Below are 25,476 nucleotides of genomic sequence, written 5' to 3'. Positions count from 1 at the left end.
ACGATCAGACACCGCGTCGATCAGCCCAGCCGACCGACACAAGGTCGCCCACGGCCGATGTCGAGCGACTGTTCGGGCTATGACAGCAGACCCGCCCGGATCGCGACGGCACCGGGCGCGGCCGGTCGAACTCCGAAGGTGGCGAAGGTCGAGCCAGACCCTCCTGGATTGTCGCGCGGGTGGCCCGGACCCGGACTTATCATGGCGGTGTGTCCGGACAGCAGCTGCCGCCACGAGCAACCGGGTCGGCCCGGCTGCTCGGCCTGCTGATCCTGCTGTCCGGTATCGCAGCCATGCATGTCGGCGTCTTCTCGGCCGGCCACGGGGAGCATCGGCTCGCGACCGAGCACACCACCGTCATGGCGACGACGACCGGCGCTCATCACGACGGTGCGGCGTCCGGCGCGAGTGAGCATCACGCCCTCACGCACAAGGCGATGCATGCGTGCGTGTTCATCCTGTCGGCGGTGTCGCTCGCGATCGGCTTGGTCTTGCTGTCCTGGGCGGGTGTCGACCTGCGTACTGCGCACCTTCCCGAGCCAGGTCACCGGCGCACGCACCGCGAGCGGCCGCCACCGTGGACCATGCCGTCCCTGGCCGAATTGTCGATTCTGCGGATCTGACAGCTCCAGCGCGTCCGTGTCCCAGCGACCGGAGGCGAGCCTCGACCTGTCCGACATCGTGTCTCGACACATCAGGGAGATTCTCCATGTCCATCGATCAGTCCCCGCTCTCGACGCCAGTGACTCGGCGCGGTTTCCTCGCCCTCGGCGCCGGCACCGCAGCCGCCACAATGCTGGCCGGCTGCTCGAAGAGCACCCAGAATCCGTCCAATCTCGTGCTGCCCGACTCCGACGCGGTCCGCGCGGCCGAGAACAACCGCCGGTCGGCGACAGCGGCGGTGCGCGAGGTGACGCTGCGTGCCGAGCCCACGACCGTCGATCTGGGCGGCGTACAAGTACAGACCTGGACCTACGCCGGTCGACTACCCGGGCCCGAGATCCGGCTACGCCGGGGCGAGGTCCTGCGGGCCGAGGTCACCAACGCGCTCCCGACTCCGACCACCATCCACTGGCACGGCATCGCGCTGCGCAACGACATGGACGGCGCCCCCGGCATAACCCAGCCCGAAATCGCGCCAGGCAGCACGTTCCGCTACGAGTTCACCGTGCCCGACGCCGGCACCTATTGGTTCCACCCGCACGTGGGTGTGCAGCTCGACCGTGGCCTGTACTCCCCGTTGATCATCGAGGACCCCGCTGACGGGACAGACTACGACACCGAAGCTGTCGTGGTGCTCGACGATTGGCTCGACGGCATCAACGGCCGTGACCCCGACAAGCAATTGCGGCAGCTCGAGGACAAGGGCTTGTCGGGCATGAACATGGGCGGCGGCATGCACATGGGCGACTCGCCGATGTCGATGCCCACCGACCCCAACGCGCCGCTGGGCTCCGACACCGGAGATGTGACCGACTACCCCTACTACCTGGTCAACGGCCGCATCGGCACCGACCCGCACACCTTCACCGCCCGATCCGGGCAGCGGATCCGGTTGCGGATCATCAACGCCGCCGCCGACACCGCCTTCCGCGTCGCGGTCGGCGGCCACCGGTTGCGCATCACCCACACCGACGGCTTCCCTGTGCACCCGGTCACCACCAGCAGTGTGCTCATCGGCATGGGCGAACGCTACGACGCGATCATCGAACTCGGCGACGGCGTGTTCCCACTCGTCGCCGCCGCGGAAGGCAAAACCGGACAAGGGCTCGCGCTGATCCGCACCGGCGGCGGCACCCCTCCCCCAGCCGATGTGCGACCGGCCGAACTGTCTGACGCACCGCTGACCGCGGACAAGCTCACCGCCACCGACTCCGCACGACTGGCCGGGAAAACACCCGACAGGACACTCGAAGTCCAGCTCGGCTCTGACTCGCACAAGTATGTATGGACAATCAACGGTCGGCCCTTCGATCAACACATCCCGCTGGAGGTGACCCAGGGCCAACGGGTGCGGCTGCGTTTCGTCAACCAGACGATGATGTTCCACCCGATGCACCTGCACGGCCACACCTTCCAGGTCGCCCCGCGCCGCGGCACCGGCCCACGCAAGGACACCTCGATCGTGGCGCCCATGCAGACCCTCGAGGCCGACTTCGACACCGACAACCCCGGACAATGGATGATGCACTGCCACAACGCCTACCACGGCGAAGCAGGCATGATGACAATGCTGTCCTACACCCGGTAAAAAGCGCACCTACCGGATAGGATCCCTGCGTAGCGTGCCGGCCGCGCTGGCGGTGACCTTCTGCGGTGGTTCGAGGTGATGGCTTTCGACACGGCGCCGTGACCGGTCTCGCCGATGTGATCGTGGCCAGGCCATGACCGCTGCCGCTGCGGTCGTGACTACCGCTGCCGGTGATTCTCACCGTGCCCCGTCGAGAGCAGGATCGAGCTGGTAGGTCGATGGCGCCGCGCGGTCGCGGGTTCGGTTGCGTCCGGCAGAGTGGTGTACCAGCGATTTCGGAGCGACCGCGTGAGCGTGTCGTAGCCGGATAGTGGGCGGTCACCGCGTGATCCTTCTTGAACCGCCAAGCTCAACGAAGGAGAAGTTCACGCGATGACCTCTGTCGAGCCTATCGACCCGTCGAAGTTGTTGTCCGATCAACTCGCCGTCGCCAGCCCTGACCTGCTGCGCACCATGCTCTCGACGTTCATCCAGTCGCTGATGAGCGCCGAAGCCGACGCGGTGTGCGGTGCCGGCTACGGCGAACGCTCGCCCGAGCGGGTCAACTCCCGCAACGGCTACCGGCATCGTGATTTCGACACCCGGGTCGGCACGATCGACGTCGCGATCCCGAAACTGCGATCGGGCAGCTACTTCCCCGACTGGCTGCTGGAGCGCCGCAAACGCGCCGAACGCGCACTCACCAGCGTGGTCGCCACCTGCTATCTGCTCGGAGTATCCACCCGGCGGATGGAGAAGCTTGTCGAATCCCTCGGGATCACAAGCCTGTCCAAGTCGCAGGTGTCGATGATGGCCCGCGACCTGGACGCCCAGGTCGAAGCGTTCCGCACCCGTCCGCTGGATCAAGGTCCATACACCTTCGTCGCCGCCGACGCCATGGTGCTGAAAGTCCGGGAGAACGGGCGGGTGGTGAACGTGCACTGCCTGATCGCGACCGGCGTCAACGCCGAGGGCTACCGCGAAATCCTCGGTATCCAAGTCACCTCAGGTGAGGACGGAGCCGGTTGGCTGTCGTTCTTCCGGGACCTGGTCGCCCGCGGCCTGACCGGAGTCCGTCTGGTCACCTCCGACGCACACGCCGGACTGGTAGCCGCGATCGGCGCCACCCTGCCCGGCGCGAGCTGGCAGCGCTGCCGCACCCACTACACAGTCAATCTGATGTCGGTGTGTCCGAAAACGTCGTGGCCGTGGGTGCGGACCCTGCTGCACTCGGTATTCGATCAAGCAGACCCGGAATCAGTTGCCGCCCAATACGACCGGATGCTCGACGCGTTGACCGAGAAACTGCCGAAAGTCGCCGACCACCTCGACACCGCCCGCGCCGACCTGCTCGCGTTCACCAGCTTCCCCAAACAGATCTGGCGCCAGATCTGGTCCAACAACCCCCAAGAACGGTTGAACAAGGAGATCCGCCGCCGCACCGACGTCGTCGGCATCTTCCCCGACCGCGCCGCGATCATCCGCCTCGTCGGCGCCGTGCTCGCCGAACAACACGACGAATGGATCGAAGGCCGCCGCTACCTCGGCCTCGACGTCCTGACCCGATCCCGCACCACCACCGACACCAACCCGAATGAACAGGAGGAAACCACCACCCCAGCCCTCACCGCCTGACCACCAACCGGATCAGCGGTGACCGCCCCTCCTACACCACGCCCCTGGACTTGACCGCGGGTTCAGTCAGGGCGGCGCACGGCGACGACCATCCGAAGGGTGGGCCCGTCGGACGATGAGCGCCTGTGGCGAGAAGTGAGTTCAGGCGCCCACCCAGGACGACGCGCAGGTCCGCAAGCACGGCGGACGCCATCGCATGCCGGAAGACGCAACACCCGTCGGTCTGGCACCGGGAGCACCCGGAACTGGAATACACCAGACGCGGCCACTGGCCCACCAAGACACCGGGTAGGCCGCCGATAGGCACCGGCTACTACTCCAGGGCTGCCGCTCACTGCCGCGGTTTTGCCCGGTTCCACTCGGAAACCGGGTTGTCGGTCGGCAATGCGGCTGCACCACGTCACTGCCGGGAAGAATGCCGCGATGCACCCGCTCCAGTGCCGATTCGCAAGCCGAGTCCGGATTCCGGCGTGTTGGCCGGCCTGCGGCGTCGGCGTGTGTCGCCGGGCGAGTTGGCCTGGTCGGCGCTGGCACGGAATGGACCGTTGGTCCCGGCACGGGAGGTATCAAGCCTCTTACCCGGCACGCACCGATGCGTGAGGATTGTCTTACGCGAATGACCCGCGCCTCGATCGTGGTGGAGGTGGATGGCATGGACAGCGCGTATGGCGTGGTCGTCGAGGGTGTGGGCATCGCGACCGGAAGCGGAATCCTGCTGCTCGCTATCTTGTTCGCACCAGGGATCTCCGACATCGTCGCCTACATCGGTCGGTATCGTCGCCGCAGCGGTCCGCGCGAGGACGCAGTGTCCGCGATTCATTTGGCCACCGAGAATGCGGCCCTGCGCGAGTTGCTCGCCGGACGTATGCCCAAGGACTCCTACCGGGCATTGATACGCGACTTGGCTTGCGAACAGCGACCCGACGCGCGCCTTCCACGCAAACGCCGACCCGGCATGTGAGAACTGTGCTGGCTCTGGCTACCAGTGAGGACGCCGATGTCCGCTGAGGCACCATCTCGGGCTTCGACAGTCGGGTCCTTGGTCTTCGATGGTGGGCCGATCGGCCATTCCACGACCCCCGAGTCGGCGGGCATCGTAGAGGTCGCGACGGGACGGGTCGGCCCGGCTTGCGCGATCTGAGGGAGCATCGGGAATGGGTGAGAACACCGGGCGCACGACGGCGGTACTTGATGTCAGGGGAATGTTGCGGGCCAGCGAGAAGAACGTTGTGGAGGCTGTGCTGGGTCGCCAGCCCGGTGTTGTCGAGGTGTCGGCGAACCCGGTGTCGCAGACCGCGACCGTGCTCTACGACCCGGATCGCACCTCGATCGCGGACTTACGCCGGGTGGTCTGTGACTGCGGCTACCACTGTGCGGGCCGATCGGTGCCGGCACACATCTGCGACCCGATGCAGGAACCCGACCCGCCAGCGCCCGACGGCGCACACCTCGGCCACGCCACGACGGCAATGTCGCCGCATGAGCATGCGGCGACGCCGGTCGAGCGCGGCGCCCACGCCGAACATGAGACGACGGCCGAGGTCCTGCGCTCACCGCACGAGGCGATGGGGCACGGCGGGCACGCGGGCAGCTCGATGGCGGCGATGGTGGCCGACATGCGCAACCGGTTCCTGGTGGCGCTGGTGTTCTCGATCCCGATCGTGCTGTGGTCACCGATGGGTTCGCAGATGTTCGGCCGGGATCTGCCGGTACCGTTCGGCATGCGGCAAGACCTGTGGGCGTTGCTGCTGAGTCTGCCGGTGATCTTCTACTCGTGCTGGATCTTCTTCGATGGCGCGATCCGTGCGCTACGTGCCCGGACACTGGACATGATGGTGCTGGTCGCGGTCGCGGTCGGCACGGGCTGGGGCTATTCGCTGGTGATCACCCTGACCGGCGGCGGCGAAGTGTTCTACGAGGCCGCAACCGTACTCGCGTCCTTTGTGCTGCTGGGACATTGGTTCGAGATGCGTGCCCGCGGCGGCGCCAACGACGCTATCCGCGCCCTGCTCGACCTCACCCCACCGAAGGCCCTGGTACTGCGAGACGGTGAACCAGTGGAGATCCCGACCGCTGACGTCGCGGTCGGTGATCTGCTGCTGGTGCGGCCCGGGGCGAAGATCGCCGTCGACGGCGTCGTCGAAGACGGCGACAGCGAGGTCGACGAATCCATGGTCACCGGCGAAAGCCTGCCCGTGCACAAAGCACCGGGCTCGGACGTGATCGGTGCGACCATCAACACCAACGGCACGCTGCGCGTGCGGGCCACCAAGGTCGGCGCAGACACCGCGCTGGCGCAGATCGTCGCACTCGTTCAGCAAGCCCAGAACTCCAAGGCCCCAGGCCAGAAACTGGCCGACCGGGCCGCATTCTGGCTGGTCTTCGTCGCCTTGATCGGTGGAGGGCTCACCCTCGCGGCATGGCTGCTGCTCACCGATCGCCCGTTCAGTGCCGCGATCCTGTTCGCCATCACGGTGATCGTCATCACCTGCCCCGACGCCCTCGGCTTGGCGACCCCGACCGCCATCATGGTCGGCACCGGGCTCGGCGCAAAACGTGGCGTGCTGTTCAAAAACGCTATCGCCCTGGAAACCTCTGCGCATGTCCAGGTTGTGGTGATGGACAAGACCGGCACCCTCACCAAGGGGGAACCCGAAGTCACCGACGTCATCACCGCGGCAGACATGGCGGAAGCAGAATTGCTGCGACTGGTAGCGGCGGTCGAACGTGAGTCCGAACACCCGCTGGCCGTCGCGATCGTCCGCCACGCCGAATCCCGCGGCGGCAACGACACGGCCGCAACGGAATTCGAGAATGTTCCCGGCCACGGCGCGATCGCCACCGTGGACGGACACCAGGTAGTGGTCGGCAACCGGCGACTGCTCGAACGCGAGAACATCCCGTTGGGCGAGTTGGCCGCCGAACGCGACCGGCTCGCCGCGACCGGCCGCACCGCGGTACTCGCCGCGATCGACGGCGCCCCGGCCGCGGTGATCGGCATCGCCGACGCACCCCGCGACACCTCCGCCGCTGCCGTCACGGCACTGCACGACCTCGGCGTGGCAGTCGTCATGCTCACCGGCGACAACCAGGCCACCGCCGAACGCATCGCCGCGGGCATGGGCATCGACACCGTCATCGCCGACGTCCTGCCCGGCGACAAAGCCGCCAAGATCGCCGAACTACAACACGATGGCCGCATAGTCGCCATGGTCGGCGACGGCGTCAACGACGCCCCCGCCCTCGCACAGGCCGACCTCGGCATCGCCATCGGCGCCGGCACCGACGTCGCCATCGAAACCGCCGAGGTCGTGCTCATGCGCTCCGACCCACTCGACGTCCCCACCGCGCTACGCATCGGCCGCGGCACGCTGCGCAAGATGCGCCAAAACCTCGGGTGGGCGATCGGCTACAACACCATCGCGCTGCCGATCGCCGCCGGTGTCTTCGAACCCGCTTTCGGCCTCACCCTCCGCCCGGAGATCGCCGCCATGTCCATGTCCGGCTCCAGCCTCATCGTCGCCGTCAACGCGATAGCCCTCAAACGCCTGCGGCTACCAGCACCCGCGCAGACCCCGACTGCGCCCGCCCCGGTTGGCGCGCCCGCCCCGCCCCGATGATCGCCGCGCGGCCAGCCCTTCGTGCCGCACCTCCCACCACTGTCGACCGCGGCGCAGTGCTGCCGACCGCGATCCTGGACCAGACCGACCACAGGTCGTCTTTCTCCTGCTGTGACGGCGCCGCGACAAAATCCCGCCCCAGAGCTGAGGGAACCTGGTGAAGCGATCCTGCTGTCCACGCCGCGATCTGGGGAAACCGTGCAGGAACTAAGGGCATCACAGGAACTGTCTTTCGGCCCCTGCGGCGATCGGTCGCGGGCAGCAAGGCTGAAAGGGCATCATCCCGCTGCCCGAAGAGGTCTACCATGAACATCCGCCACGCACCCCTGTACCTGATCGCCCTCGCCATCGCGGCGACGGTGCTGATCGCGACCGGAGTACCGGTCACCACACTGTTCCTGCTGCTGATCGTCCTGGCCTGCCCGATCATGATGATGCTGATGATGGGCGGCCACGGCGGGCACTCACCCAACCCCGATCCCCATGACCACGCCGACGACTTCCAACACCACAACCCGACCCGCTGACCATCCCCGACACCGGATCGACACCGCGCCGGCCGAACCGGAGCCCAGCTGCGCGGACATTGGCGGACGGCATGGTCGGCGATGGCCGATGATCTCCGACCGACCGCCGGGGTAGCGCCAGGGATACCGTCACCCGTCGCGGGCATCCCGGGGCAAAGGTGTGCGGGTCGCGGCAAGTCTTGTCCACCACCCGGCTGTCGACTCTCGGCTCGCAGTCACACTCATCGATATCTCGAGGAGGCTCGGATGTGTGCACGATCGATGATGTTCAGGTGCGGTCTCGCCGCCATTGGTGGTTCTATCGGCGCCTGTGACATCACCCATCGGTAGAAGCTGGCGTCACCTCGGATCTAAGCATTTTCGTATCCCCGCCAGAATGCCCACACCCGCCACCGGGTTGTAGAAACCATAGTGAGTCGCCATGAGCCGTCCGCCTACCAGCGACACGACGGTATCCATCTCGAACGGAAATACTGCCGCCGTACCGACGGCCAGCGAGCCGCCGACAACAGCATCGGCAATCGCCCGCCTCTATCGAACGACGATCTCGGTCTCCTCCTTGGTGACCGAGCGGGCTTCCAGCGGCTCGCGCGCGGGTCCGCGCAGTACCGACCCGTCGGCGATGTCGAATTTGCTGCCGTGGCAGGGGCATTCGATGATTCCGTCGGCGACACGACCGACGGTGCACCCCTGGTGGGGGCAGACGGTCGAGAACGCCCGGATTTCCCCGTGGGTCGGCTGGGTCACGACCAGACGCTCGCGTGTGAACACCTGTCCGCCGCCGACGGGGATCTCGGCCAGCGCGACCCGCAGTGGGGTGGATTCCGCGCTGCCGCTTGCGCATCCCGCCGCGGCCGCTGTCGCGGCGGCACCGACCCCGATGAGCACGCTGCGCCGGGTGCAGCCGGAACAAGTGGAATGTGGTGCGAAGGTGTCGGTCATGCGGTCACCAGTAGCCCGGTCGAGTACATAACGAGTACGCCGGCGACGATGCCGCCGAGCGTGGCCGCGGTGACCTTTCCACCCGGCTGTTCCCGCAGGCTCGGCGCGATCTGCACGATGACCTGTACGATCGCACCCACTCCGATACCGAGCAGCAGGGCCGACAGTTCGGCGTTGTTCACCGTCGCACCGAGAACAGCGCCCGCGATAGCGGGGGTTCCGGCAATCAAACCCAGCCCGAGCAGCGTCAGCAGCGGCGGGCGACGTGCGGTCAGCGGGGAGACCACAGCGAGGCCCTCGGTGGTGTTCTGGATCGCGAAACCGATCACCAGGAACGCGCCGAGCGCCAATTCGCCGACCGCATAAGCCGATCCGATCGCGAGACCCTCGCCCAGATTGTGCAGGCCGATGCCGATCGAGATCATCAGGGCCAGCCGGAGCCCGGTGGCGCCCCCGGCCGCGGCGGCCTGTCGACGGCTGCGCAGCCATTGGTCCACCGCGGTCAACGTGACGAACGCCAGCCCGGCCCCGAGCACGACCAATGTCGCGCCGCCGAACGCGCCACCGGAACCGCCCGCGATCTCGAACCCTTCGCTGGTGCCCTCCCACGCCAGAAATGCCAGCAGCCCGACGGTCACCGCGAGCAGAACCCGCACCACACGACTGCCCGCGACCCGCAGCACGGGCAGCAGCAACATGCCGAGCACCACCGGAACGATGCCGACGTAGGTCCCGAGCAGAGCCATCAGCCCGAAGAACGACCCACTCGGCTTCGGTGTGGTGATCGCGACGGGGATATCGTGCTCGATCACCAGACCGGTCGAGGTCAGCATCGAGACCTTGTAGGGCTGTCCGTCCTGCCAGGGATAGTCCAGCCGCAGCTCGGTCGATGTGAGACGGCCGATCGGCTCGGTGGGACCGGTGAAATCGACGTAAGCGTCGTTGACGAAGATCTGCGCGATCGACACCGGGTCGGGACCGGTATTGCGCACCGTCAGCTCGATCGAGCCGGGTTCGAGCACGGTGTGCTCGACCGCGATCTCCTCGACCGGCGGGCCGGTGCGTTCGGGCAGGCTGCGCCCGCCGAGCAGGGCCAGCCCGGCCAGCGCGACGATGAGCAGGGCGACAGAGACGAGTCCGAGCAGCCATGGCCGCCGGGTTTGTGCGGTGTCGGTCATCACGGCTACTCCGTCACCTCGAACATGCCCATCCAGCCGAGTTCGGCGAACTCGGTTTTGTGGGCGTGGAACATGTACTGCCCCGGATGCGGGAACCGCAGCTCGCAGATGCCGCGCTGGCCTTGGCCCTGCACGATGGTGTCGGTGAATTCCGTTGGCTGCAGGCGGGTTCCGGTGGGATAGTAGTCGAAGAAGTTCCCGTGGATGTGGAAGCTGTTGATGGGGTCGTACTCCAGCGCGTTGACCAGGTAGATGCGCACCAGTTCGTTGCGCTTCACCCGGACCGGCTCGTGCATGAAGTGGAACGGGATGCCGTTGACCGCGTAGAGCTGGTTGCCCTCGCCGTCGAACGTGGTGTTGTAGCCGTGCATCACCATCACCAGCTCGTCGGCGTGCGGCCGCGGTTGCGGCGGATCGACGATGAACGTCCCGTACATGCCGCGGGCGATGTGCTCGGCGAGCGGGCCGACATGGCAGTGGAACAGGTGCAGCCCGAACGGTGTCGCGTCGAATTCGTAGGTGAAGCTCTCACCCGGCGCGATGACACCGCGACCGATCCCCGGAATACCGTCCATATCGGCCGGATGGATGCCGTGGAAGTGCAGCGTATGCGGATGCGCCGAGCCGTTGGTGAAATTGACCCGCAGCAGGTCACCTTCACGGCATCGCAACGTCGGGCCGGGAATACGCGAATTCAACGTCCACGCAGGGAATTTCAAGCCCGGCGCGATCTCGATGTCCTCGTCGCTGGCGAAGACATCCCATTCGCGCAGCGTCCGCCCGTCCGGCCGCGTCGAGGTCTTCCCGTAGTCGAAATCACGCAGTACCGCGGTCGGATTGAAACCGTTCGCCACGTGATCGACCACCGCGCCCTTGCGGAAGGTCGGCCCACTGATCCCGCCGCCGTGACCGGTATTCGGCTGGTGCCCGGCATGCGGACCGGACGGTCCCTCTGCCTTGGCCGGTCCGACCTCGCGCAGCGGCAAGGTCCCGAGCGCGAGGCCCGTCGAAGCAGCTACGGCACTGCCGAGCATGAACCGGCGCCGTATCGAAGATGTCATCCCAACCTGTCATAACTTAGAGCGAACTATCACAATAGTTTGGCAGCCCGAAAATAATCTTTCAACAAGGCGAATAGATTTCCGGTCGCGGATACCGACGGTTGCGCCCGCGTACTGATGAGCCAGGACATCCTCGCCGACCCCGAGTGGGACTGTGCCCTCACCGACGAGGACGCGTGGGGCTTGGCCCTGCTGTCCTGGTCGCATGTGCTCCCTTACGGCGGCTCCTGCTCGGCGAAGTCGGCGAGGCCGCCATGCTGGCGTTCCTGTTCTCCATCTGACTGTGAGCAGGTCGGTTACGTGAGGGCGCCCCAGCCGTACGCGGGCGCCACCGCGCAGACGTCGGCTTCAGCCGAGCGAGTCGATGGCCGCCGCCACTTTGGCGGTCGCTTGTTCGGCGATGTGCCGCAGTGCGGCTTCGCCGGTCACCTCGACCAGCAGCTGCGGGTTCATGGCCTCCACGATGACCGAATCCGCAGCGGAAGGATCGGCGCGGACGACGACGTTGCAGGGCAACAAAAGTCCGATCTGCCGATCCACACCCAGGGCCGCATGCGCCGAAGGCGGATTACAGGCCCCAAGAATGAGATAGGGCTCCATCTCCACGCCCAGCTTGGCCCGCATGGTCGCCGCCACATCGATCTCGGTGAGAACGCCGAAACCTTGTTCGGACAGCGCCTTTCGGGTTCGCTCGACGGCGTCGGTGAAGTCGGCGCGCAGAGTGGTCGACAAGGCGAGACTCATCGCTGATCTCTCTCCGCCACCGGACAATTCAGCCGGGGCACTCCGAGTCGTTGCAGCACCAGCGTCACCGGACACCAGCCGAGGGCGCTGTAGAGCAGCAGATTCGCGGCGACAAATGCGGTGAGCAGCAGCCACCAGGGCGATACCGCGAGCACCAGGGCAAGACTGACGAATACCATCGTCCCGCCCAACAGCGGCACGATGCGTTCGATGGTCCAGCCTTGGTGCCGATGTGTCGTAACCATGGGTCCCTTTCCTGCCTCTGCGGATCAGGCCAACGCCAGGAAGAGCTTCTCGAGCTCCTCGACGGTCATCGGCTCCGAGCCCTCGGACTGCTTGGTCAGGCATTCCCGCAGTCTGCTGGCCACAATCTTGAAGCCGGCCCGGTCCAGCGCCCGGGACACGGCGGCGAGTTGGGTGACGACGTCCTTGCAGTCGCGTCCCTGCTCGATCATCGAGATCACGCCGGCGAGCTGACCGTGCGCGCGGCGTAGGCGGTTGAGAACCTGGGCGATGCTGTCGCCGTCTCCAACCATGAGATCTTCTCCTAGTTATTGCTGGGCGGATGATTCCAGTATACCCCTGGGGGTATCTGGGGTGGAGGTGAGTCCCTCCACCCCAGCGGCCGGGCTCAGTGCGAGAACTTGACATCGGGCAGCACCCGGCGCAGCCACGCGGGTGACCACCAGGCGGCATGCCCGGCCAGCCGCAGCAGCACCGGCAGCAGCGCCAGCCGGATCAGCACCGCATCCAGGAGCACCGCGACGCCGAGGATGATGCCCATTTCCTTGGGCGGCAACGGATCGGCCAGAGCGAAGGTGAAGAACACCGCCACCATGACCGCCGCCGCGGCGAGGATCACCCGGCCGGAGTGCGCGACCCCGTCCACATGCGCGACCTTCGGGTCGCCGGACCGCTCGTAGTGCTCTTTCGCCGTAGCCAGCAGGAACACGGTGTAGTCCATGGCGATCGCGAAGATCATGGCGAAGAAGAAGACCGGTCCCCACCCGTCGAGGAAGCCCTGTGGGGTGAACCCGAGCAGGCTCGCGCCGTGGCCGTCCTGGAAGATCAGTTTCGCCACGCCGAAGGCCGCCGCGGTGGACAGCAGGCTCACCACCGTGCCGAGAGCCGCGATCAGCGGAGCCCGCAACGCCACCAGCAGCAACAGGAATCCGAGTACCAGGATGACGCTCACGATGATCGGGAGGTAATCGTCGAGCGCCTGCTGTAGATCGAGATTCTCCGCCGCCGCGCCGCCGGCCAGCGCACCGTCGGGAAGCGCCGCGCGCAGCGTGTCGAGAATCGTGCCCATGGACGGATCCGACGGGTCGACGGTCGGCATGGCTTGCAGCAGAACCAGTCCGCTGCCGTCGGTGGCGAGCTGCGGCGGGGTCACCATGGCGATTCCGTCGGTGGCCATAGCGGCCTGGGAAGCCCGCTCGCCCACCTCGGCCGGAGCGATGATCTGCAGCATGCCGGGCGCACCCGTGCCGAACTCCCGCTGCACGAGCTCATACCCGCGCCGCACCGCCGCGTCCTCCGGCACGACCTCGATCGACGGCATCGCCACTTTCAGCCCGAAGACTGGAATCGACAGCCCGACCAGCACCAGCAACGCGCCGATGGCGAACGGCCAGGGCCGCCGATGCTGCAATTCACCCCAGGCGGCGAAACGCGGGGAGCGATGCTGCTGCCGGCGCACATGCGGCAGCGAAACGGCGTCGACCTTGCGCCCCAGTTTGCCCAGCGTCGCCGGCAACAAGGTCAAGGTGGCCACCAGCACGAACGACACCGCGAACATGATGCCGACCGTCATCGTTCGTACCGCCGGAGCCGGCACGATCAACACCGCCGACAGACTGACCAGCACCGTGAGCCCGGACAGCAGCACCGCCTTTCCCGCGGTGTCCATGGTCTCCGCGACCGCCGCACGCGGATCGCCCGAGCCGCGGATCGCGTCGCGGAAACGGGACACGATGAACAGCGCGTAGTCGATGCCCAGCGCCAGCGCGAACATCATGGCGAAGTTCATCGCCCACACCGAGATCGGCGTGACCTGGTTGAGCAGCACCAGCCCGCCCGCCGAGGCGACCAACCCCGCCATCGTCAGCAACAGCGGCAGACCGGCAGCCACCAAAGACCCGAAAGCGATCACCATGATGCCCAAAGTGACCGGCCAGGAGAACATCTCGGCCTTCATCATGGCGTCGTGATTGGCTTCGTTGAAGTCACTCCACAACGCCGAGGACCCGGTCGGATACACCTCGACACCGTCGCCCGACAGCCCCGTCAACTCGGCCTTGCGATCATCGACCGCGGCGACCATCTCGTCGGTGTCGGCGGTGGCGCCCGCGATGAGAATGCCGGTGTGCCCGTCCGGGCTGATCGTCATCCCGGGCTGCGGCGGGATCACCGTCCCGAACCGCGAGTCCTGGCCCAGCACGTCCGCGATCTCCCCGAGCACCTGCTGCACCTGGGCGCTGTCGACCGAGGCCGCATCGGAGTGGACGACCACTTGGACCGCCGCTGCCGAGTTCCCCCCGAAGTGCCGCTCGGCGAGTTCCCGCACCCGCACCGACTCCGACCCGTTCGCCTGCCACCCCGCGCCGGCGAGCGAATCGAACACCGACGGCGCGGCCGCGCCGAGCACGACCAGCACCAGCAACCACAAACCGAACACCCATCGCGCACGGTCCACCGTCACCGCACCCACCCGGCCGAGCCCGCCAGCGGCTTCACCGGCAGCAGTCACGGCAACGCGGAATTCCGAATCTCGCATATCCAACCCTTTCTATACCCCAGGGGGTATCTGCTACGGACGAGAATACCCCCCGGGGTACCTTCAGGAGGGGTGCGTAGTGCGGATCACTTCGTTCCGGCGCCTACCCGAGGTCGAGGCGTCCTGCGACCGATCACCGCCGGCCGGGGCCCCGGGGTCAGGCCGGAGCCCTGGGCAACTCCCGGTCGTCTGGGTAGATACAAACGACTGCGACCCTTCAACAAGGCCCTGGCCTGCTGGTAGTCAACACCCCAGGCCCTTCGCCCACTGGGCATGGGTCCACACCGCCTGGTGACCAGGGTGACAGGAGCCGGGTAAACGGGAGACTGTTTCGCCCGGATCTGCGGGAGCCCAGAGCAGCAATGCTGTCTGTTTGGCTGGCTCAGGGTCGTTCGCTCAGCTGACGCTGAGCGCACGACCCGGCTCCCGAAGCGAATTCGACGGCGGCGGCTCGCTGCTATACGCCTACCCCGCACTACGCTCGAGCGGTTTCGGGCACGGAGCCCAGCCCTGGCTTGCGCATGGTCACCGCGGCAATGCCCGCTCCGACAAGCGCGATGGCGGCAGCACCTGCGAAGGCCGCGGCGAAACCGCTGGTCAGTTCGGGCAGATCGCCGATGCGATCAGCTCCGGACGCGGTCGCGACGGCGGTCATCGCGGCCAGTCCCAGAGCCGAGCCGACTTGGTAGCTGACGTTGACAATGCCGGAGGCCAGTCCGCCCTCCTCGGGGCGTGCGGCTGAGATAGCCGTACCCAGTGAGGGGATGAAGGCAAGCGACATGCCACCGGCGGCCACCAGGGAGGCAGGCAGGACGTCCACCCAGAAGTTCCCGGTCGGACGGACCAGCGACATGATGCCCAGGCCGAGCGCCAGCACCAGTAGACCGGTCACGATCATCGGTTTGGCGCCGAAGCGCTGCATTGCCCGCGGGGCCAGCACCACCATGCCGAGCATGATGAGCGTGGTCATCGGCAGCAGTGCCGCACCGGACGGGAAGGCGCTGTAGCCGAGCACCTGCTGCAGATACAGGTTCAGGAAGAACCACATGGGCACCCACGCCGCGCCGAGCAGCAACTGAGCGATGTTGGCGGCCGCGAGGTTCGGAGCGCGGAAGATGCCCAGCCGCATCAGCGGTGCACCAACCCGGGATTGAACGAGCACGAAACCGGCGAGCAGCGCGGCCGCGGCGGCGAGGACGGCCCAGGTCTGACCCGATCCCCAGCCGATCTCCGGCGCCCGGACGATGCCGTACACCGCGGCGGCCAGACCCGCGGTCACCGTGACCGCGCCGAGCAGATCCACCGAACCCGATCGCGCGGGTGCGGTCGGCATCAAGGCCGGAACCGCGATCAGCGCGAGCACCGCGATCGGAATGTTGATGTAGAAAACCCAAGGCCAGCTGACGTACTCGGTGATGACGCCACCGAGGAACACGCCCGCGGTGCCACCTGCGGGGGCCGCGGCGCCATACACGGCCAACGCCTTGGTCAATTCCTGCGGTGATGAACCGAACAGCATCATCAGCAGTGTCAACGCGGAGGGCGCGATGAGCGCGGCGCCGCCACCTTGGATTGCCCGGCCCGCCAACTCGGTGCCGACGTTGCCTGCGGCGCCCGCGATGACCGAGCCGACGAACAGCACCAGCCAGCCGGCGGCGAACACTCGGCGGGCGCCGAGCAGATCGGACAGCCGCCCGCCCAGCAGCAGCAGTCCACCGAAGGCGACCACGTAGGCGTTGAACACCCAGGTCAGATTCTCTTGAGAGAAGCCGAGTTCCGCCTGCATCTTCGGCAGCGCTATCCCGATGATCGAGGTGTCCATGATGACCATGAACTGAGCGGCGGCAATAACCGCTAATGCCAACCACTTTCGCGTGGTCGGCTGCGTTTGCGTAGTCATGACATTTTCCGTCCTACCGAAGGGGAATACCGACGTCGCGTACCGTACCCCCCTAGGGTATAAAGATGTCAAGGGGCGACCGCCTGGCGGCCCGCGGATCCTTGGTCCGACCACGTCGCAGATGGGCTATCACTGGTCCATTACGCAAGGCGCCAACCACTCCGGGCGACAATCGGCCAACGTCTGGTGCCCGAGCTTCGGGGGCGCGCTCCTTGACATTCGTTCACGTCGGGCACGACGGCGGCGCGCAAAACTGCGACCGCCAACGGTCGGTGGTTCGCCACCTCCGGCGCATCTCCGCCCCAGCGAGCTCACCGGCGCGCCGCTTACTGCAACCCGCCTCACCGCCACCGACGCCGTCCGGCTTGCACCGCGCACCCCTGATACCGTGCTCGACCTGGCCCCTCGGCGCGGACGACACCCGCTATATCTGGACGATCAACGGCAAGGCCTTCGAGGAACGCACGCCCCTCGATGCGCGCGAGGGTCAACGAGTCCGACTGCGACGGCCCTGGTGGCAGGGTGCTGCGCGATGCCCCCGAATCACTCTCCGCAGCTGCTTGATCGCCTGTCCACCATTCGGGTGAACCTCAGTCTGCACAGCTGCGAACCCATACACCCGACGAAGGGTGCTTCACCGCACGGTGCACGTTCACCGCCTGCGACTATCCAGCAATGCTTGCGTGGCGGTGTCCACATCGAGGGTGGGGTCGAGTTGAGCGGCAGCACGCAGCCCGGCGACCACCATCGGGATCAGGGCATCGATCATGGATTCGATGTCGAAGGGTTCTCCGTTCTGTAACCAGTAGAGGGTCGCCTCATCGATCGCACCCGTGGCAGACCGCATCATCATGCGCAAGGCGGGAATTTGAGGGTCGAGTCCCAACACGGTGGTCCACCCCTCGATCGTCTGCCATCGACCCGCTTCGAAAGCCTCGAACGCCTCGGGATCAGCGCTTCGTCCGCCTAGAACCAACCGGAGCGCGAGCCCACGGTGTGCGGCGAGATAGCTGAGGTGCGCGCGGAACCCCGCGCGGATCTGCTGGACGATCGGAAGCTCGGGATCGAGCCCCTGAACTCGCACGATCCGGTCGGAGGCATCCCGTAAGGCCGCCAGATAGATGCCACGCTTGTTGCCGAAGTAATGGAACAGCAGTCCATGGGCCACCCCGGCGGCTTTAGCGATGTCGGCCACGGCCACCTCGTCGTAGCTGTGTTCGGAGAACGCCTCGACCGCGGCGTCGATGAGGCGCTGGCGGGTCTCGGCGGCCTGCGCAGCACGCATCGTCGTACGTCCCTTCCCGGTTGTCGCGGTCATCGGTGTCCCTCCTGTTGCCTGCCGATCGCCTCCTCCGATACTGGGCCGCCACCGTGGGAAACACAAGTTGATTCCATGTCATTGACACATGGTCAATCAAATGGCTAGCCTGAGATGCAGGCCACAGATCGGCCCGACGATCCAGTGACTCGAGTCCAGTTCGAGGCGGGATTCGGCCGGGGCGATCCGGTGATGAGCCAACGACGGACGATCGTTGGTGTTGAGGAGTTTCGATGCGTAAGACTGCTGGTGTCCCCGTTTACCAGCCGGACCTGTACTCGCGGCACGCGATCATGGACCCGTATCCGCACTACGCCCGGATGCGCGAGTTGGGTCCGGTCGTGTGGTTGGCACGGCAGCGGGCATACGCATTACCGCGCTATGCCGAGTGCAAGACGGCCCTACTCGCTGACGACACCTTCATCTCCGGCGAGGGCGTCGGACTGAATCCTGTCGCCAACCGGCTCTCGCGTGGCACCACCCTCAACAGTGACGGCGAAGACCACAGCCGGCGGCGTGCGCTACTAGGCCGACGATTGACCCCCAAGGCGCTGCGCACGATGCGTGAGACGGTCGAGCGGCAAGCGGTCGCGGCCGTCGAAGCTGCTATAGCGCGGGGCCGGATCGACGGCGTCGAATTGGCTACCACACTGCCGATGTCGGTCGTACCCGATTTGATCGGATGGCCACAGCACGGCCGCGAGCACTTATTGCGTTGGGCTGGAGCCACTTTCGACTCACTCGGGCCGATCAACAACCAATCGATCCGAACCGCTCCGGCCAGCATCGAGATGATGCGGTTTACCCGCCGCCTCGCTCGCGACCGGCAGCTACTGCCCGGCAGCGCGGGTGCGGAGATCCTCCAAGCCGCCGATGAAGGCAAGATCGCGCACAACGAGTGCCCGGCCATGATGATCGACTTTCTCGCACCCTCACTGGACACCACGATCAGCGCGATCTCCAGCGCCCTGTACCTGTTCGCCGCCCATCCGCACCAGTGGCAGCTACTGCGGTCCGACCCCACGATGATCGCCAATGCGGTGAATGAGGTCGTGCGCTACGAGTCACCGCTGCGGGCGTTTTCTCGCAAGACAATTCGTGACGTCGCCCTGGCGGGGGTCACCATTCCGGAGGGCGCACGGGTGGTGGTGATGTATTCCTCGGCGAATCGGGATCCACTCGAGTGGGAGTCTCCCGACACTTTCGACATCCGCCGCGACGCATCCCGCCAACTGGGCTTCGGCCACGGCACCCACGGCTGCGCGGGTCAGGGCTTGGCCCGGCTGGAAACCCAGGCCATCCTTGCCGCACTGCTCGAACGCGTTGAACGCATCGAGATCGCCGGACGACCGCAATGGGCGATGAACAACATCATCCACCGCTTCGAAAACCTTCCCCTGCAACTTTTTCCCGCCTGAAGGACGAATCGCAATGAAGATCTCCGTCGACTACCTTCGCTGCGAAGGCCATGGCATGTGCGCCGAGCAGGCCCCCGCAGTGTTCGAACTCGATGACGCAGGCGAATTGACTTACCGATTCGAGGGCGGTGACGTCCCCGAAGAGCACGTCAACGCCGCCCGCGCGGCCATCAGTTCCTGCCCGGTAGCGATCCTGCGAGAGCAGTCATGACCTCCCCCCGCTCGATCGTCGTCGTCGGCGAGTCCATCGCCGGGATCACCGCGGCGCGTGAATTGCGCACCCTAGGACACACCGGTCGACTAACCATCATCGGCGCCGACGAACTCGGCGGCTACTCGCGACCACCATTGTCCAAAGCGGTCCTGCACGACCCGGCCGCCGAGGGCTCTCTGTCGTATCGGCTCGACGACCTAGAGATAGATCTCCTCCGCGAAGCCGCCGTCAGCACCGATTTCGACGCCCGCACCGTCACCACCGCAACCGGCCGCACCCTCGCATATGACGCGCTCATCGCCGCAACCGGCGCCGACGCACGGCGGCTGGCCGCGCGTGGACAGACCGGGGAACTGGTCCTTCGGACACTCGAGGACGCGCGGACGTTGCGAGCGAGGCTATCGACCGCCACCTCGGCGATCGTGGTCGGCGCCGGGTTCCTGGGAATGGAGGTCGCCAGCGCGTGCGTCGCTCGCGGCGTCGCGGTCACCGTGATCGACGTCGACCCTCCGTTGCGGCGCATCCTCGGGCCTTTCCTCTCCGACGCCGTACGCGCACGGGCCGAAGAACACGGCGTCCGGATAGTGCACACTCCCCGGTTGGTCACACTCGCAGACGATCCGGTCTGCGGTGTCATTCTCGGCGACGGATCGGTATCGACCGCCGACCTCGTGGTCACCTGCGCCGGGGAAGTACCGAATACCTCGTGGCTCGATGGTTCCGGCCCAGCCGACGAACGCGGCATCGGTATCGATCATCTGTGTGCGACAACGACTGCCGGGGTCTACGCGGCCGGCGATGTCGCCTACTCGATCCACGACGGCCGACGGGCCCCGTTCTGGTCCAACGCTGTGGCACAAGGCAAGGTCGCCGCCGCGTCGGCCCTCGGGCTCGCATCTTCAACGTCCGCCACCGACGACTACTTCTGGACCGAAATACTGGGGGTATCTATCAAAATCGTTGGGCCGCTGCCACTGGTCGGCGAACCGACCAATGTAGAGGGCAGCATCGCGGACGGAGCCGCTCTGCTCACCTGGAAGCGGGCTGACATGCGACCGACGGTTGTCGCTTACGGGATCCGGAAATCCGTCGCCGCATTGAGGAAGATGGCTGGCTCCGCGCATCGAGGAAGAGCAGATGAGCTGGCAGATTCGACCGGCCTCGTGGATGTCCCGAACTCGCGCAGCAGGTCCGTGGCCACGTGATCAGCGGAAAGACTGTCGCCGTGGTCAGGACCCTTACGAAGCAATCATGCCGAGCACAGGGCGGTACACGCCACGATCGTCGAAGCCGCCTCGGCATCGCGGACCCGGAACCGGCCCGCGCGGGCCGCGGTGGCGATATCGCGGCGAACCCCCCCGCCCCGAGAAATACCGAAAGCTGGCCCCTACTTGCGCACACCCACGCTGGGAATGGGAGTTCTGCGACACAAGCAGTCTGTCATTCGGACAGCTCCTCGAAGATCTGGGCAGGACCATCCCAGCCCACGGTGAGCCGGCCGAGTGCAGCTCCTTGGTTATGGGGTTCCACCGGAGTTGTTTCGACAAGCAGTGACGCATTCTTCAGTATATGGAGGGAGTGGTCGATGGGCGACCAGCACGACTCGCACGCCGGTTTGCACAGCGAACGCGGCGCTGTGGCGGGCGAGCATCCCGGCCGGGCGCGCGATCCGATCGTGAAAGTGCATGATCTGGCGTGGCTGGAGTTCGAGAAGCCGGATCTGGAGCGCGCGGAGGTCTTCGGGCACGCTTTCGGCTTCTCGACTTCGCTGCGCACGGCCGAGGAGCTGTACTTACGCGGTGCGGACCCGGGGGCGCCGTGTGTGGTGATTCGCCGGGGCGCGCGCTCGCGGTTCGTCGGCCCGGCCTTTCGCGCGGCCGACACCGCCGACCTGCTGCGGTTGGCGCGGGCCGCGAGCAGCACGGTGGTGAACTTGCCCGAGAGCTTGGGCGGATCGACCGTGGATCTGAGCGACCCGAGCGGGTTGCGGGTGCGGGTGGTCGCCGCCACCCACACACTCCCCGCGCTTCCTGCGCAGTCGCCGCACACGCTGAACGTCGGGCACGAACTGGCCCGCGTGAACCGGACGCAGCGGCCGCCGCGCGTGCCGGCGCGGGTGCAGCGGCTCGGGCATGTGGTGGTGCAGACCACCAGGTTCCGCGAAACGCTGGATTGGTACCTGCGGCACCTGGGCCTGATAGTCAGCGACTTCCTCTACTACCCGGGCCAACGCGGGCGCGGCCCGGCGATGAGCTTCATCCGCTGCGATCGCGGCCGGACACCCGCCGATCACCACACATTGGCGTTGGCACTCGGGCCGGTGAACCGGTACGTGCATTCGGCCTATCAAGTCGCCGACTTGGACGCGCTGGCCGCGGGCGGGGAGTTTCTGCGCGATCACGGTTACTACCGGTCGTGGGGGATCGGCAGGCATATCCAGGGCAGTCAGATCTTCGACTACTGGCGCGATCCGGACGGGTTGCTGGTCGAGCATTTCAGCGACGGCGACATGTTCGACTGCACGGTGGAACCCGGCTGGGCGCCGTTCACCGCCTCCGGGCTGGCGCAGTGGGGGCCGCCGGCCAGCAAAGACTTCCTCGGCATCAAACCGGGCCGAGACTCCGTTCGCGAGCTGCGCGCGATGGTCGAGGCGCTGCGCGAGGACAACGAATTCGATTTCCGTCGCTTGCGCGGCCTGTTGAAAGTAGCCAGCTCATGAGTATTTCCGTGCTCCGTACCTCCGACGCCTGGTGGGTGTCCACACCCGCGGGCGCCGCCAAGGTCGACACCGCAGCCACCACCACCGGGGCACTGCTGGCCGACCGGCAGGCGATCCGCGCGGCGTCCGCGAGCGCCGAGGTGGTGCCGGTCGAGAGCCTGTCACTGGTCTCGCCGGTGACCGCGCCGTGCCGGGTGGTGGCGCAGATGACGAACTTCGCCTCGCACGTGAAGGATTCCGGCGGTGACCCGGCCACGGTGCCGCTGACGTTCTTCCGCAAGACATCCGGTTCGATCAGCGGCCCGCACGACGAGGTCATCCGGCCACCGCACGTGCGGTTGCTGGATTACGAAGTGGAGATCGGGCTGGTGTTCGGCCGCGAGATGCCGGTCGGCTCGCAGATCACCGAAGCGAACGTTGCCGACTACATCGCCGGGCTGGTCGTCACCAACGACATCTCCGCCCGCGACGTCCAGTTGCCGAAAACCCAGTTCTACGAGGCGAAGTCGTATCCGACGTTCACTCCGGTCGGGCCCGCGCTGGTGCTGCTGGAGGACGACGAGCTGAAACGGTTCACCGATCTGCGGCTGCGGTTGTGGGTCAACGGCGAACTGCGCCAGGACATGACCGTCGCCGACATGATCTACCAGCCGCTGGAAACCCTGCGCGTGCTGACCGGTTTCCAGCGCATGGACGCCGGTGACCTGCTACTCACCGGAACCCCCGTCGGCACGGCGATCAGCGCCCCACCCAAACCGGTCGAGATCATCGGCTCGCTGCTGCCGCCCGCGACGAAGTGGAAGCTGTTCTTCAAAAGCCAGGCCAAGAATACGAAGTACCTGCACGACGGCGATGTCATCGAGGCAACGGTGTCCACCGACGACGGCGCCATCGACCTGGGCCGCCAGCGCACCACGGTGAGGCACCGGTGACCGAGCGCCCGCTGTGGCCCCGCTACGCCGAACCGGCCGACCTGCCCGAGATCGAATCCGTGCCACTGGCCGAGCGCGGCCTGCCGGAATCGACATACACCCTGCTGACGCGGGCGGCGCAATCCTGGCCGGACCGCACCGCCGTCACCGTGCTCCCGGAAGCCGCCCGTTGGCGAGAACCGCTGCGGCGCACTTATTCACAGCTGCTCGGTGATGTCCACCGGTACGCGAACCTGCTGCACGAAATCGGCGTGTGCCGCACCGACGCGGTGGCCTTGATCGCGCCCAACTGCGCCGAGCTGATCCCGGCGACGCTCGCCGCGCAGCTCGCCGGGGTCGCCGCCCCGATCAACGGCGGGTTGTCCGCTGAGCACCTCGCGGAGCTATTGCGGCGCACCGGGGCGCGAGTTCTCATCGCCGCGGGCCCCGAGTTGTCGGCCCCCGTCTGGGACGGCGCCCGCCGCTTGGCTGCGGACGGCCTGCTGGACGCGCTGCTCGTGCTGCGCCCGACCGGCGTGGCCGAGCCGAAGCCGCTGGAACCCATCGATGGCGTGCGCGTCGGCTACCTCGACGAGCTGGCCGCTGCTCATGCGCATGTCACATTCGTCGGGCAGCCCCCCCTCGGAACCGATCTTGCCGCGTTGTTCCACACCGGGGGCACCACCGGTGTGCCGAAGTTGGCAGCGCACACCCACACGGGCGAGGTCGCCAACGCATGGATGATCGCGGCGAACTCGCTGCTGGATGATGACTCCGTAGTGTTCGCGGCGTTGCCACTGTTCCACGTCAACGCCCTGGTCGTCACGCTGCTCGCGCCTTTGTTCAAAGGCCAATCGGTGGTGTGGGCCGGACCGCTGGGCTACCGGGATCTGGCGATTTACGGCGAGTTCTGGAACATGGTGGCCCACTATCGCCTCGCCGCGATGAGCGCGGTCCCGACGGTATACGCGGTGCTGGCCCAGTGCCCGATCACGGCCGATATCTCCAGCCTGCGGTATGCGATGGTGGGCGCCTCCCCGCTACCACGGGCGGTGCGTGAAAGCTTCGAGACCCACACCGGTATCACGCTGGTCGAAGGTTATGGGCTCACGGAAGCAACCTGCGCCAGCGCACGTAGCTTCCCCGACATGCCGCGGCCGGGTTCGGTTGGTCAGCGCATGCCCTATCAGCAAGTGAAGGTGGTGCGCAGCGACGAGGAGGGAACCTGGACCGAACTGGCGGTCGGCGAGATCGGAGTCCTCGCCATCAGTGGACCAACGGTGTTCGCCGGCTACGTCACCGGTCACGATGGGCACCGGCACGTACTTGATGGCAGGGGCAAACTCGTCGAGGGATGGCTCGACACCGGCGATCTGGCTCACATCGACGCTGACGGGTTCATTTATCTGCATGGACGCGCCAAGGATTTGATCATCCGCGGCGGACACAACATCGATCCGGCCATGATCGAAGACGCTCTGCTGGCACATCCACAGGTCACCGCGGTCGGCGCGGTGGGACGTCCCGACGTCCATGCCGGAGAGGTGCCCGTCGCCTATGTCACCGTCGCGTCGCGGGGTGAGGTCACTGAAGCCGAACTGCTCGACTGGGCGGCCCGCTACGTGCCTGAGCGCGCCGCCGTGCCCAAGATGGTCACGATCCTGGACGTGCTGCCGATCACCGACGTCGGCAAACCCTACAAACTGGGCCTGCGCGCCGACGCGACCCGCCGCGAACTCCTCGACGCCCTCGCTGCGATCAGTGCGGTACACAGCATCAACACCACCGTCGAGGACGGAGCAATCGTAGCGACGGTCGCACTCGATAATCCCGACGCGGAGGGCGACGTCGTGAACGTCTTGGACCGATACACGATGCGATGGAATGTGACGGTGCGCTGATGAACCTCGCTTCGACAGTGCTCGCGGTCACGCTGGCGGCGTTGTTCCTGCTGGTCGGCGGCCCCAAGGTTTTCGCGGTGGGATCGGCACGGGACCGTGCCGCGCACGCCGGGTTGTCTCTCAACGCATTCCGGTGGGTCGGCGGCCTGGAAACCGCTGGCGCGCTGGGCCTGCTGGCTGGCATCGGCTGGCGGCCGATCGGCGCGGCGGCGGGAATCGGGCTGCTGTTGTTGATGATCGGTGCCGTTGTCGTCCACGTACGCGCCCGCGACAAGCCAGCTGCCATGCTTCCCGCCGTCATCACAGCTCTGCTCGTCCTCGCGTATTTGATGACACTGTCCGGCGCCACCCGATGAGTGCCGGATGAATCCCGGTCGCT

General features: G+C 66.6%; 22 protein-coding genes and 1 pseudogene. 13 read left to right on the top strand and 10 right to left on the bottom strand.

Features of this window, described 5'->3' with window-relative positions:
- The first annotated feature begins 209 nt into the window (after nt 1-209).
- The 6 genes from LTT66_RS33010 (at nt 210) to LTT66_RS32985 (ending at nt 8,012) form a co-directional block, all read left to right on the top strand.
- Nucleotides 210-623 (top strand): DUF6153 family protein, encoded by a 414-nt coding sequence (locus LTT66_RS33010; RefSeq protein WP_233062424.1) that lies wholly within the window; start codon nt 210-212, stop codon nt 621-623.
- A gap of 86 nt (nt 624-709) precedes the next feature.
- Nucleotides 710-2,251: a multicopper oxidase family protein gene (locus LTT66_RS33005; RefSeq protein ID WP_233062423.1), complete on the top strand. Its 1,542-nt coding sequence runs from the start codon at nt 710-712 to the stop codon at nt 2,249-2,251.
- Between the two features lie 372 nt (nt 2,252-2,623).
- Complete coding sequence (locus LTT66_RS33000; protein WP_233062422.1) at nt 2,624-3,865, top strand: IS256 family transposase; 1,242 nt, start codon at nt 2,624-2,626, stop codon at nt 3,863-3,865.
- Nucleotides 3,866-4,481: 616 nt separating this feature from the next.
- Nucleotides 4,482-4,826, top strand: a complete 345-nt coding sequence (locus tag LTT66_RS32995) for a hypothetical protein (RefSeq protein WP_233062421.1) — start codon at nt 4,482-4,484, stop codon at nt 4,824-4,826.
- A 193-nt stretch (nt 4,827-5,019) separates the two neighbouring features.
- Nucleotides 5,020-7,485 carry a heavy metal translocating P-type ATPase gene (locus LTT66_RS32990; protein ID WP_233062420.1) on the top strand — a complete coding sequence of 822 codons (2,466 nt, stop codon included), beginning with the start codon at nt 5,020-5,022 and terminating at the stop codon, nt 7,483-7,485.
- Between the two features lie 305 nt (nt 7,486-7,790).
- Nucleotides 7,791-8,012, top strand: coding sequence for a DUF2933 domain-containing protein (locus LTT66_RS32985; RefSeq protein WP_233062419.1), 222 nt, complete (start codon nt 7,791-7,793; stop codon nt 8,010-8,012).
- 366 nt (nt 8,013-8,378) lie between these two features.
- On the opposite strand, the pseudogene LTT66_RS32980 reads toward LTT66_RS32985, so the two are convergent.
- From LTT66_RS32980 to LTT66_RS32935, 10 genes and pseudogenes are all read right to left on the bottom strand, one after another.
- Nucleotides 8,379-8,507, bottom strand: a pseudogene (locus tag LTT66_RS32980) (MFS transporter); the annotation flags it as partial.
- A 36-nt stretch (nt 8,508-8,543) separates the two neighbouring features.
- Nucleotides 8,544-8,954 (bottom strand): QcrA and Rieske domain-containing protein, encoded by a 411-nt coding sequence (locus LTT66_RS32975; protein ID WP_233062418.1) that lies wholly within the window; start codon nt 8,952-8,954, stop codon nt 8,544-8,546.
- Nucleotides 8,951-10,132 carry a ZIP family metal transporter gene (locus LTT66_RS32970; RefSeq protein WP_233062417.1) on the bottom strand — a complete coding sequence of 394 codons (1,182 nt, stop codon included), beginning with the start codon at nt 10,130-10,132 and terminating at the stop codon, nt 8,951-8,953. The genes LTT66_RS32975 and LTT66_RS32970 overlap by 4 nt, the downstream gene beginning before the upstream one ends.
- A gap of 5 nt (nt 10,133-10,137) precedes the next feature.
- A complete protein-coding gene (locus LTT66_RS32965) occupies nt 10,138-11,193 on the bottom strand; it encodes a multicopper oxidase domain-containing protein (protein WP_233062416.1) in 1,056 nt (351 codons plus the stop codon).
- A 348-nt stretch (nt 11,194-11,541) separates the two neighbouring features.
- Complete coding sequence (locus LTT66_RS32960; RefSeq protein WP_233062415.1) at nt 11,542-11,937, bottom strand: DUF302 domain-containing protein; 396 nt, start codon at nt 11,935-11,937, stop codon at nt 11,542-11,544.
- Entirely contained in the window at nt 11,934-12,182 is a 249-nt protein-coding gene (locus LTT66_RS32955; protein ID WP_233062414.1) for a YgaP family membrane protein, read from the bottom strand. The genes LTT66_RS32960 and LTT66_RS32955 overlap by 4 nt, the downstream gene beginning before the upstream one ends.
- 24 nt (nt 12,183-12,206) lie before the next feature.
- On the bottom strand, nt 12,207-12,473 hold the full coding sequence (locus LTT66_RS32950) for a metal-sensitive transcriptional regulator (protein WP_233062413.1): 267 nt from the start codon (nt 12,471-12,473) through the stop codon (nt 12,207-12,209).
- A 95-nt stretch (nt 12,474-12,568) separates the two neighbouring features.
- Entirely contained in the window at nt 12,569-14,716 is a 2,148-nt protein-coding gene (locus LTT66_RS32945; RefSeq protein WP_233062412.1) for an MMPL family transporter, read from the bottom strand.
- Nucleotides 14,717-15,191: 475 nt separating this feature from the next.
- Nucleotides 15,192-16,616 (bottom strand): MFS transporter, encoded by a 1,425-nt coding sequence (locus LTT66_RS32940; RefSeq protein WP_233062411.1) that lies wholly within the window; start codon nt 16,614-16,616, stop codon nt 15,192-15,194.
- A gap of 652 nt (nt 16,617-17,268) precedes the next feature.
- Nucleotides 17,269-17,934 carry a TetR/AcrR family transcriptional regulator gene (locus LTT66_RS32935; protein WP_233062410.1) on the bottom strand — a complete coding sequence of 222 codons (666 nt, stop codon included), beginning with the start codon at nt 17,932-17,934 and terminating at the stop codon, nt 17,269-17,271.
- Between the two features lie 233 nt (nt 17,935-18,167).
- Between LTT66_RS32935 and LTT66_RS32930 the strand changes: the two genes are divergently transcribed.
- From LTT66_RS32930 to LTT66_RS32900, 7 genes are all read left to right on the top strand, one after another.
- Nucleotides 18,168-19,352, top strand: a complete 1,185-nt coding sequence (locus LTT66_RS32930; protein WP_233062409.1) for a cytochrome P450 — start codon at nt 18,168-18,170, stop codon at nt 19,350-19,352.
- 13 nt (nt 19,353-19,365) lie between these two features.
- Complete coding sequence (locus LTT66_RS32925; protein WP_233062408.1) at nt 19,366-19,563, top strand: ferredoxin; 198 nt, start codon at nt 19,366-19,368, stop codon at nt 19,561-19,563.
- Nucleotides 19,560-20,771, top strand: a complete 1,212-nt coding sequence (locus LTT66_RS32920) for an NAD(P)/FAD-dependent oxidoreductase (protein WP_233062407.1) — start codon at nt 19,560-19,562, stop codon at nt 20,769-20,771. The genes LTT66_RS32925 and LTT66_RS32920 overlap by 4 nt, the downstream gene beginning before the upstream one ends.
- A 380-nt stretch (nt 20,772-21,151) precedes the next feature.
- Nucleotides 21,152-22,285 (top strand): VOC family protein, encoded by a 1,134-nt coding sequence (locus LTT66_RS32915; protein WP_233062406.1) that lies wholly within the window; start codon nt 21,152-21,154, stop codon nt 22,283-22,285.
- Nucleotides 22,282-23,217, top strand: coding sequence for a fumarylacetoacetate hydrolase family protein (locus tag LTT66_RS32910; protein ID WP_233062405.1), 936 nt, complete (start codon nt 22,282-22,284; stop codon nt 23,215-23,217). The genes LTT66_RS32915 and LTT66_RS32910 overlap by 4 nt, the downstream gene beginning before the upstream one ends.
- Complete coding sequence (locus tag LTT66_RS32905) at nt 23,214-25,097, top strand: acyl-CoA synthetase (protein WP_233062404.1); 1,884 nt, start codon at nt 23,214-23,216, stop codon at nt 25,095-25,097. Before LTT66_RS32910 ends, LTT66_RS32905 begins: the two co-directional genes overlap by 4 nt.
- The gene (locus tag LTT66_RS32900) at nt 25,097-25,453 is read left to right on the top strand and encodes a DoxX family protein (protein ID WP_233062403.1); all 357 of its coding nucleotides are present in this window, start codon (nt 25,097-25,099) and stop codon (nt 25,451-25,453) included. The genes LTT66_RS32905 and LTT66_RS32900 overlap by 1 nt, the downstream gene beginning before the upstream one ends.
- The last annotated feature ends 23 nt before the right edge of the window (nt 25,454-25,476 follow it).

Source organism: Nocardia gipuzkoensis (assembly GCF_021183645.1).
Taxonomy (GTDB): Bacteria; Actinomycetota; Actinomycetes; order Mycobacteriales; family Mycobacteriaceae; genus Nocardia; species Nocardia abscessus.
The sequence above is the reverse complement of the archived record's forward strand: the minus strand, read 5'-3'. Positions and strand labels throughout refer to the sequence as shown.

Bases quoted from the DNA above. Each gene is read 5' to 3' on its own strand.
- LTT66_RS32940 (WP_233062411.1), bottom strand. From the start codon at position 16,616: ATGACTACGCAAACGCAGCCGACCACGCGAAAGTGGTTGGCATTAGCG.
- LTT66_RS32970 (WP_233062417.1), bottom strand. From the start codon at position 10,132: ATGACCGACACCGCACAAACCCGGCGGCCATGGCTGCTCGGACTCGTC.
- LTT66_RS32945 (WP_233062412.1), bottom strand. From the start codon at position 14,716: ATGCGAGATTCGGAATTCCGCGTTGCCGTGACTGCTGCCGGTGAAGCC.
- LTT66_RS32960 (WP_233062415.1), bottom strand. From the start codon at position 11,937: ATGAGTCTCGCCTTGTCGACCACTCTGCGCGCCGACTTCACCGACGCC.
- LTT66_RS32935 (WP_233062410.1), bottom strand. From the start codon at position 17,934: ATGACCGCGACAACCGGGAAGGGACGTACGACGATGCGTGCTGCGCAG.
- LTT66_RS33005 (WP_233062423.1), top strand. From the start codon at position 710: ATGTCCATCGATCAGTCCCCGCTCTCGACGCCAGTGACTCGGCGCGGT.
- LTT66_RS32995 (WP_233062421.1), top strand. From the start codon at position 4,482: ATGACCCGCGCCTCGATCGTGGTGGAGGTGGATGGCATGGACAGCGCG.
- LTT66_RS33000 (WP_233062422.1), top strand. From the start codon at position 2,624: ATGACCTCTGTCGAGCCTATCGACCCGTCGAAGTTGTTGTCCGATCAA.
- LTT66_RS32910 (WP_233062405.1), top strand. From the start codon at position 22,282: ATGAGTATTTCCGTGCTCCGTACCTCCGACGCCTGGTGGGTGTCCACA.
- LTT66_RS32965 (WP_233062416.1), bottom strand. From the start codon at position 11,193: ATGACATCTTCGATACGGCGCCGGTTCATGCTCGGCAGTGCCGTAGCT.
- LTT66_RS32925 (WP_233062408.1), top strand. From the start codon at position 19,366: ATGAAGATCTCCGTCGACTACCTTCGCTGCGAAGGCCATGGCATGTGC.
- LTT66_RS32930 (WP_233062409.1), top strand. From the start codon at position 18,168: ATGCGTAAGACTGCTGGTGTCCCCGTTTACCAGCCGGACCTGTACTCG.
- LTT66_RS32900 (WP_233062403.1), top strand. From the start codon at position 25,097: ATGAACCTCGCTTCGACAGTGCTCGCGGTCACGCTGGCGGCGTTGTTC.
- LTT66_RS32975 (WP_233062418.1), bottom strand. From the start codon at position 8,954: ATGACCGACACCTTCGCACCACATTCCACTTGTTCCGGCTGCACCCGG.
- LTT66_RS32950 (WP_233062413.1), bottom strand. From the start codon at position 12,473: ATGGTTGGAGACGGCGACAGCATCGCCCAGGTTCTCAACCGCCTACGC.
- LTT66_RS32915 (WP_233062406.1), top strand. From the start codon at position 21,152: ATGGGCGACCAGCACGACTCGCACGCCGGTTTGCACAGCGAACGCGGC.
- LTT66_RS32920 (WP_233062407.1), top strand. From the start codon at position 19,560: ATGACCTCCCCCCGCTCGATCGTCGTCGTCGGCGAGTCCATCGCCGGG.
- LTT66_RS32990 (WP_233062420.1), top strand. From the start codon at position 5,020: ATGGGTGAGAACACCGGGCGCACGACGGCGGTACTTGATGTCAGGGGA.
- LTT66_RS32955 (WP_233062414.1), bottom strand. From the start codon at position 12,182: ATGGTTACGACACATCGGCACCAAGGCTGGACCATCGAACGCATCGTG.
- LTT66_RS32985 (WP_233062419.1), top strand. From the start codon at position 7,791: ATGAACATCCGCCACGCACCCCTGTACCTGATCGCCCTCGCCATCGCG.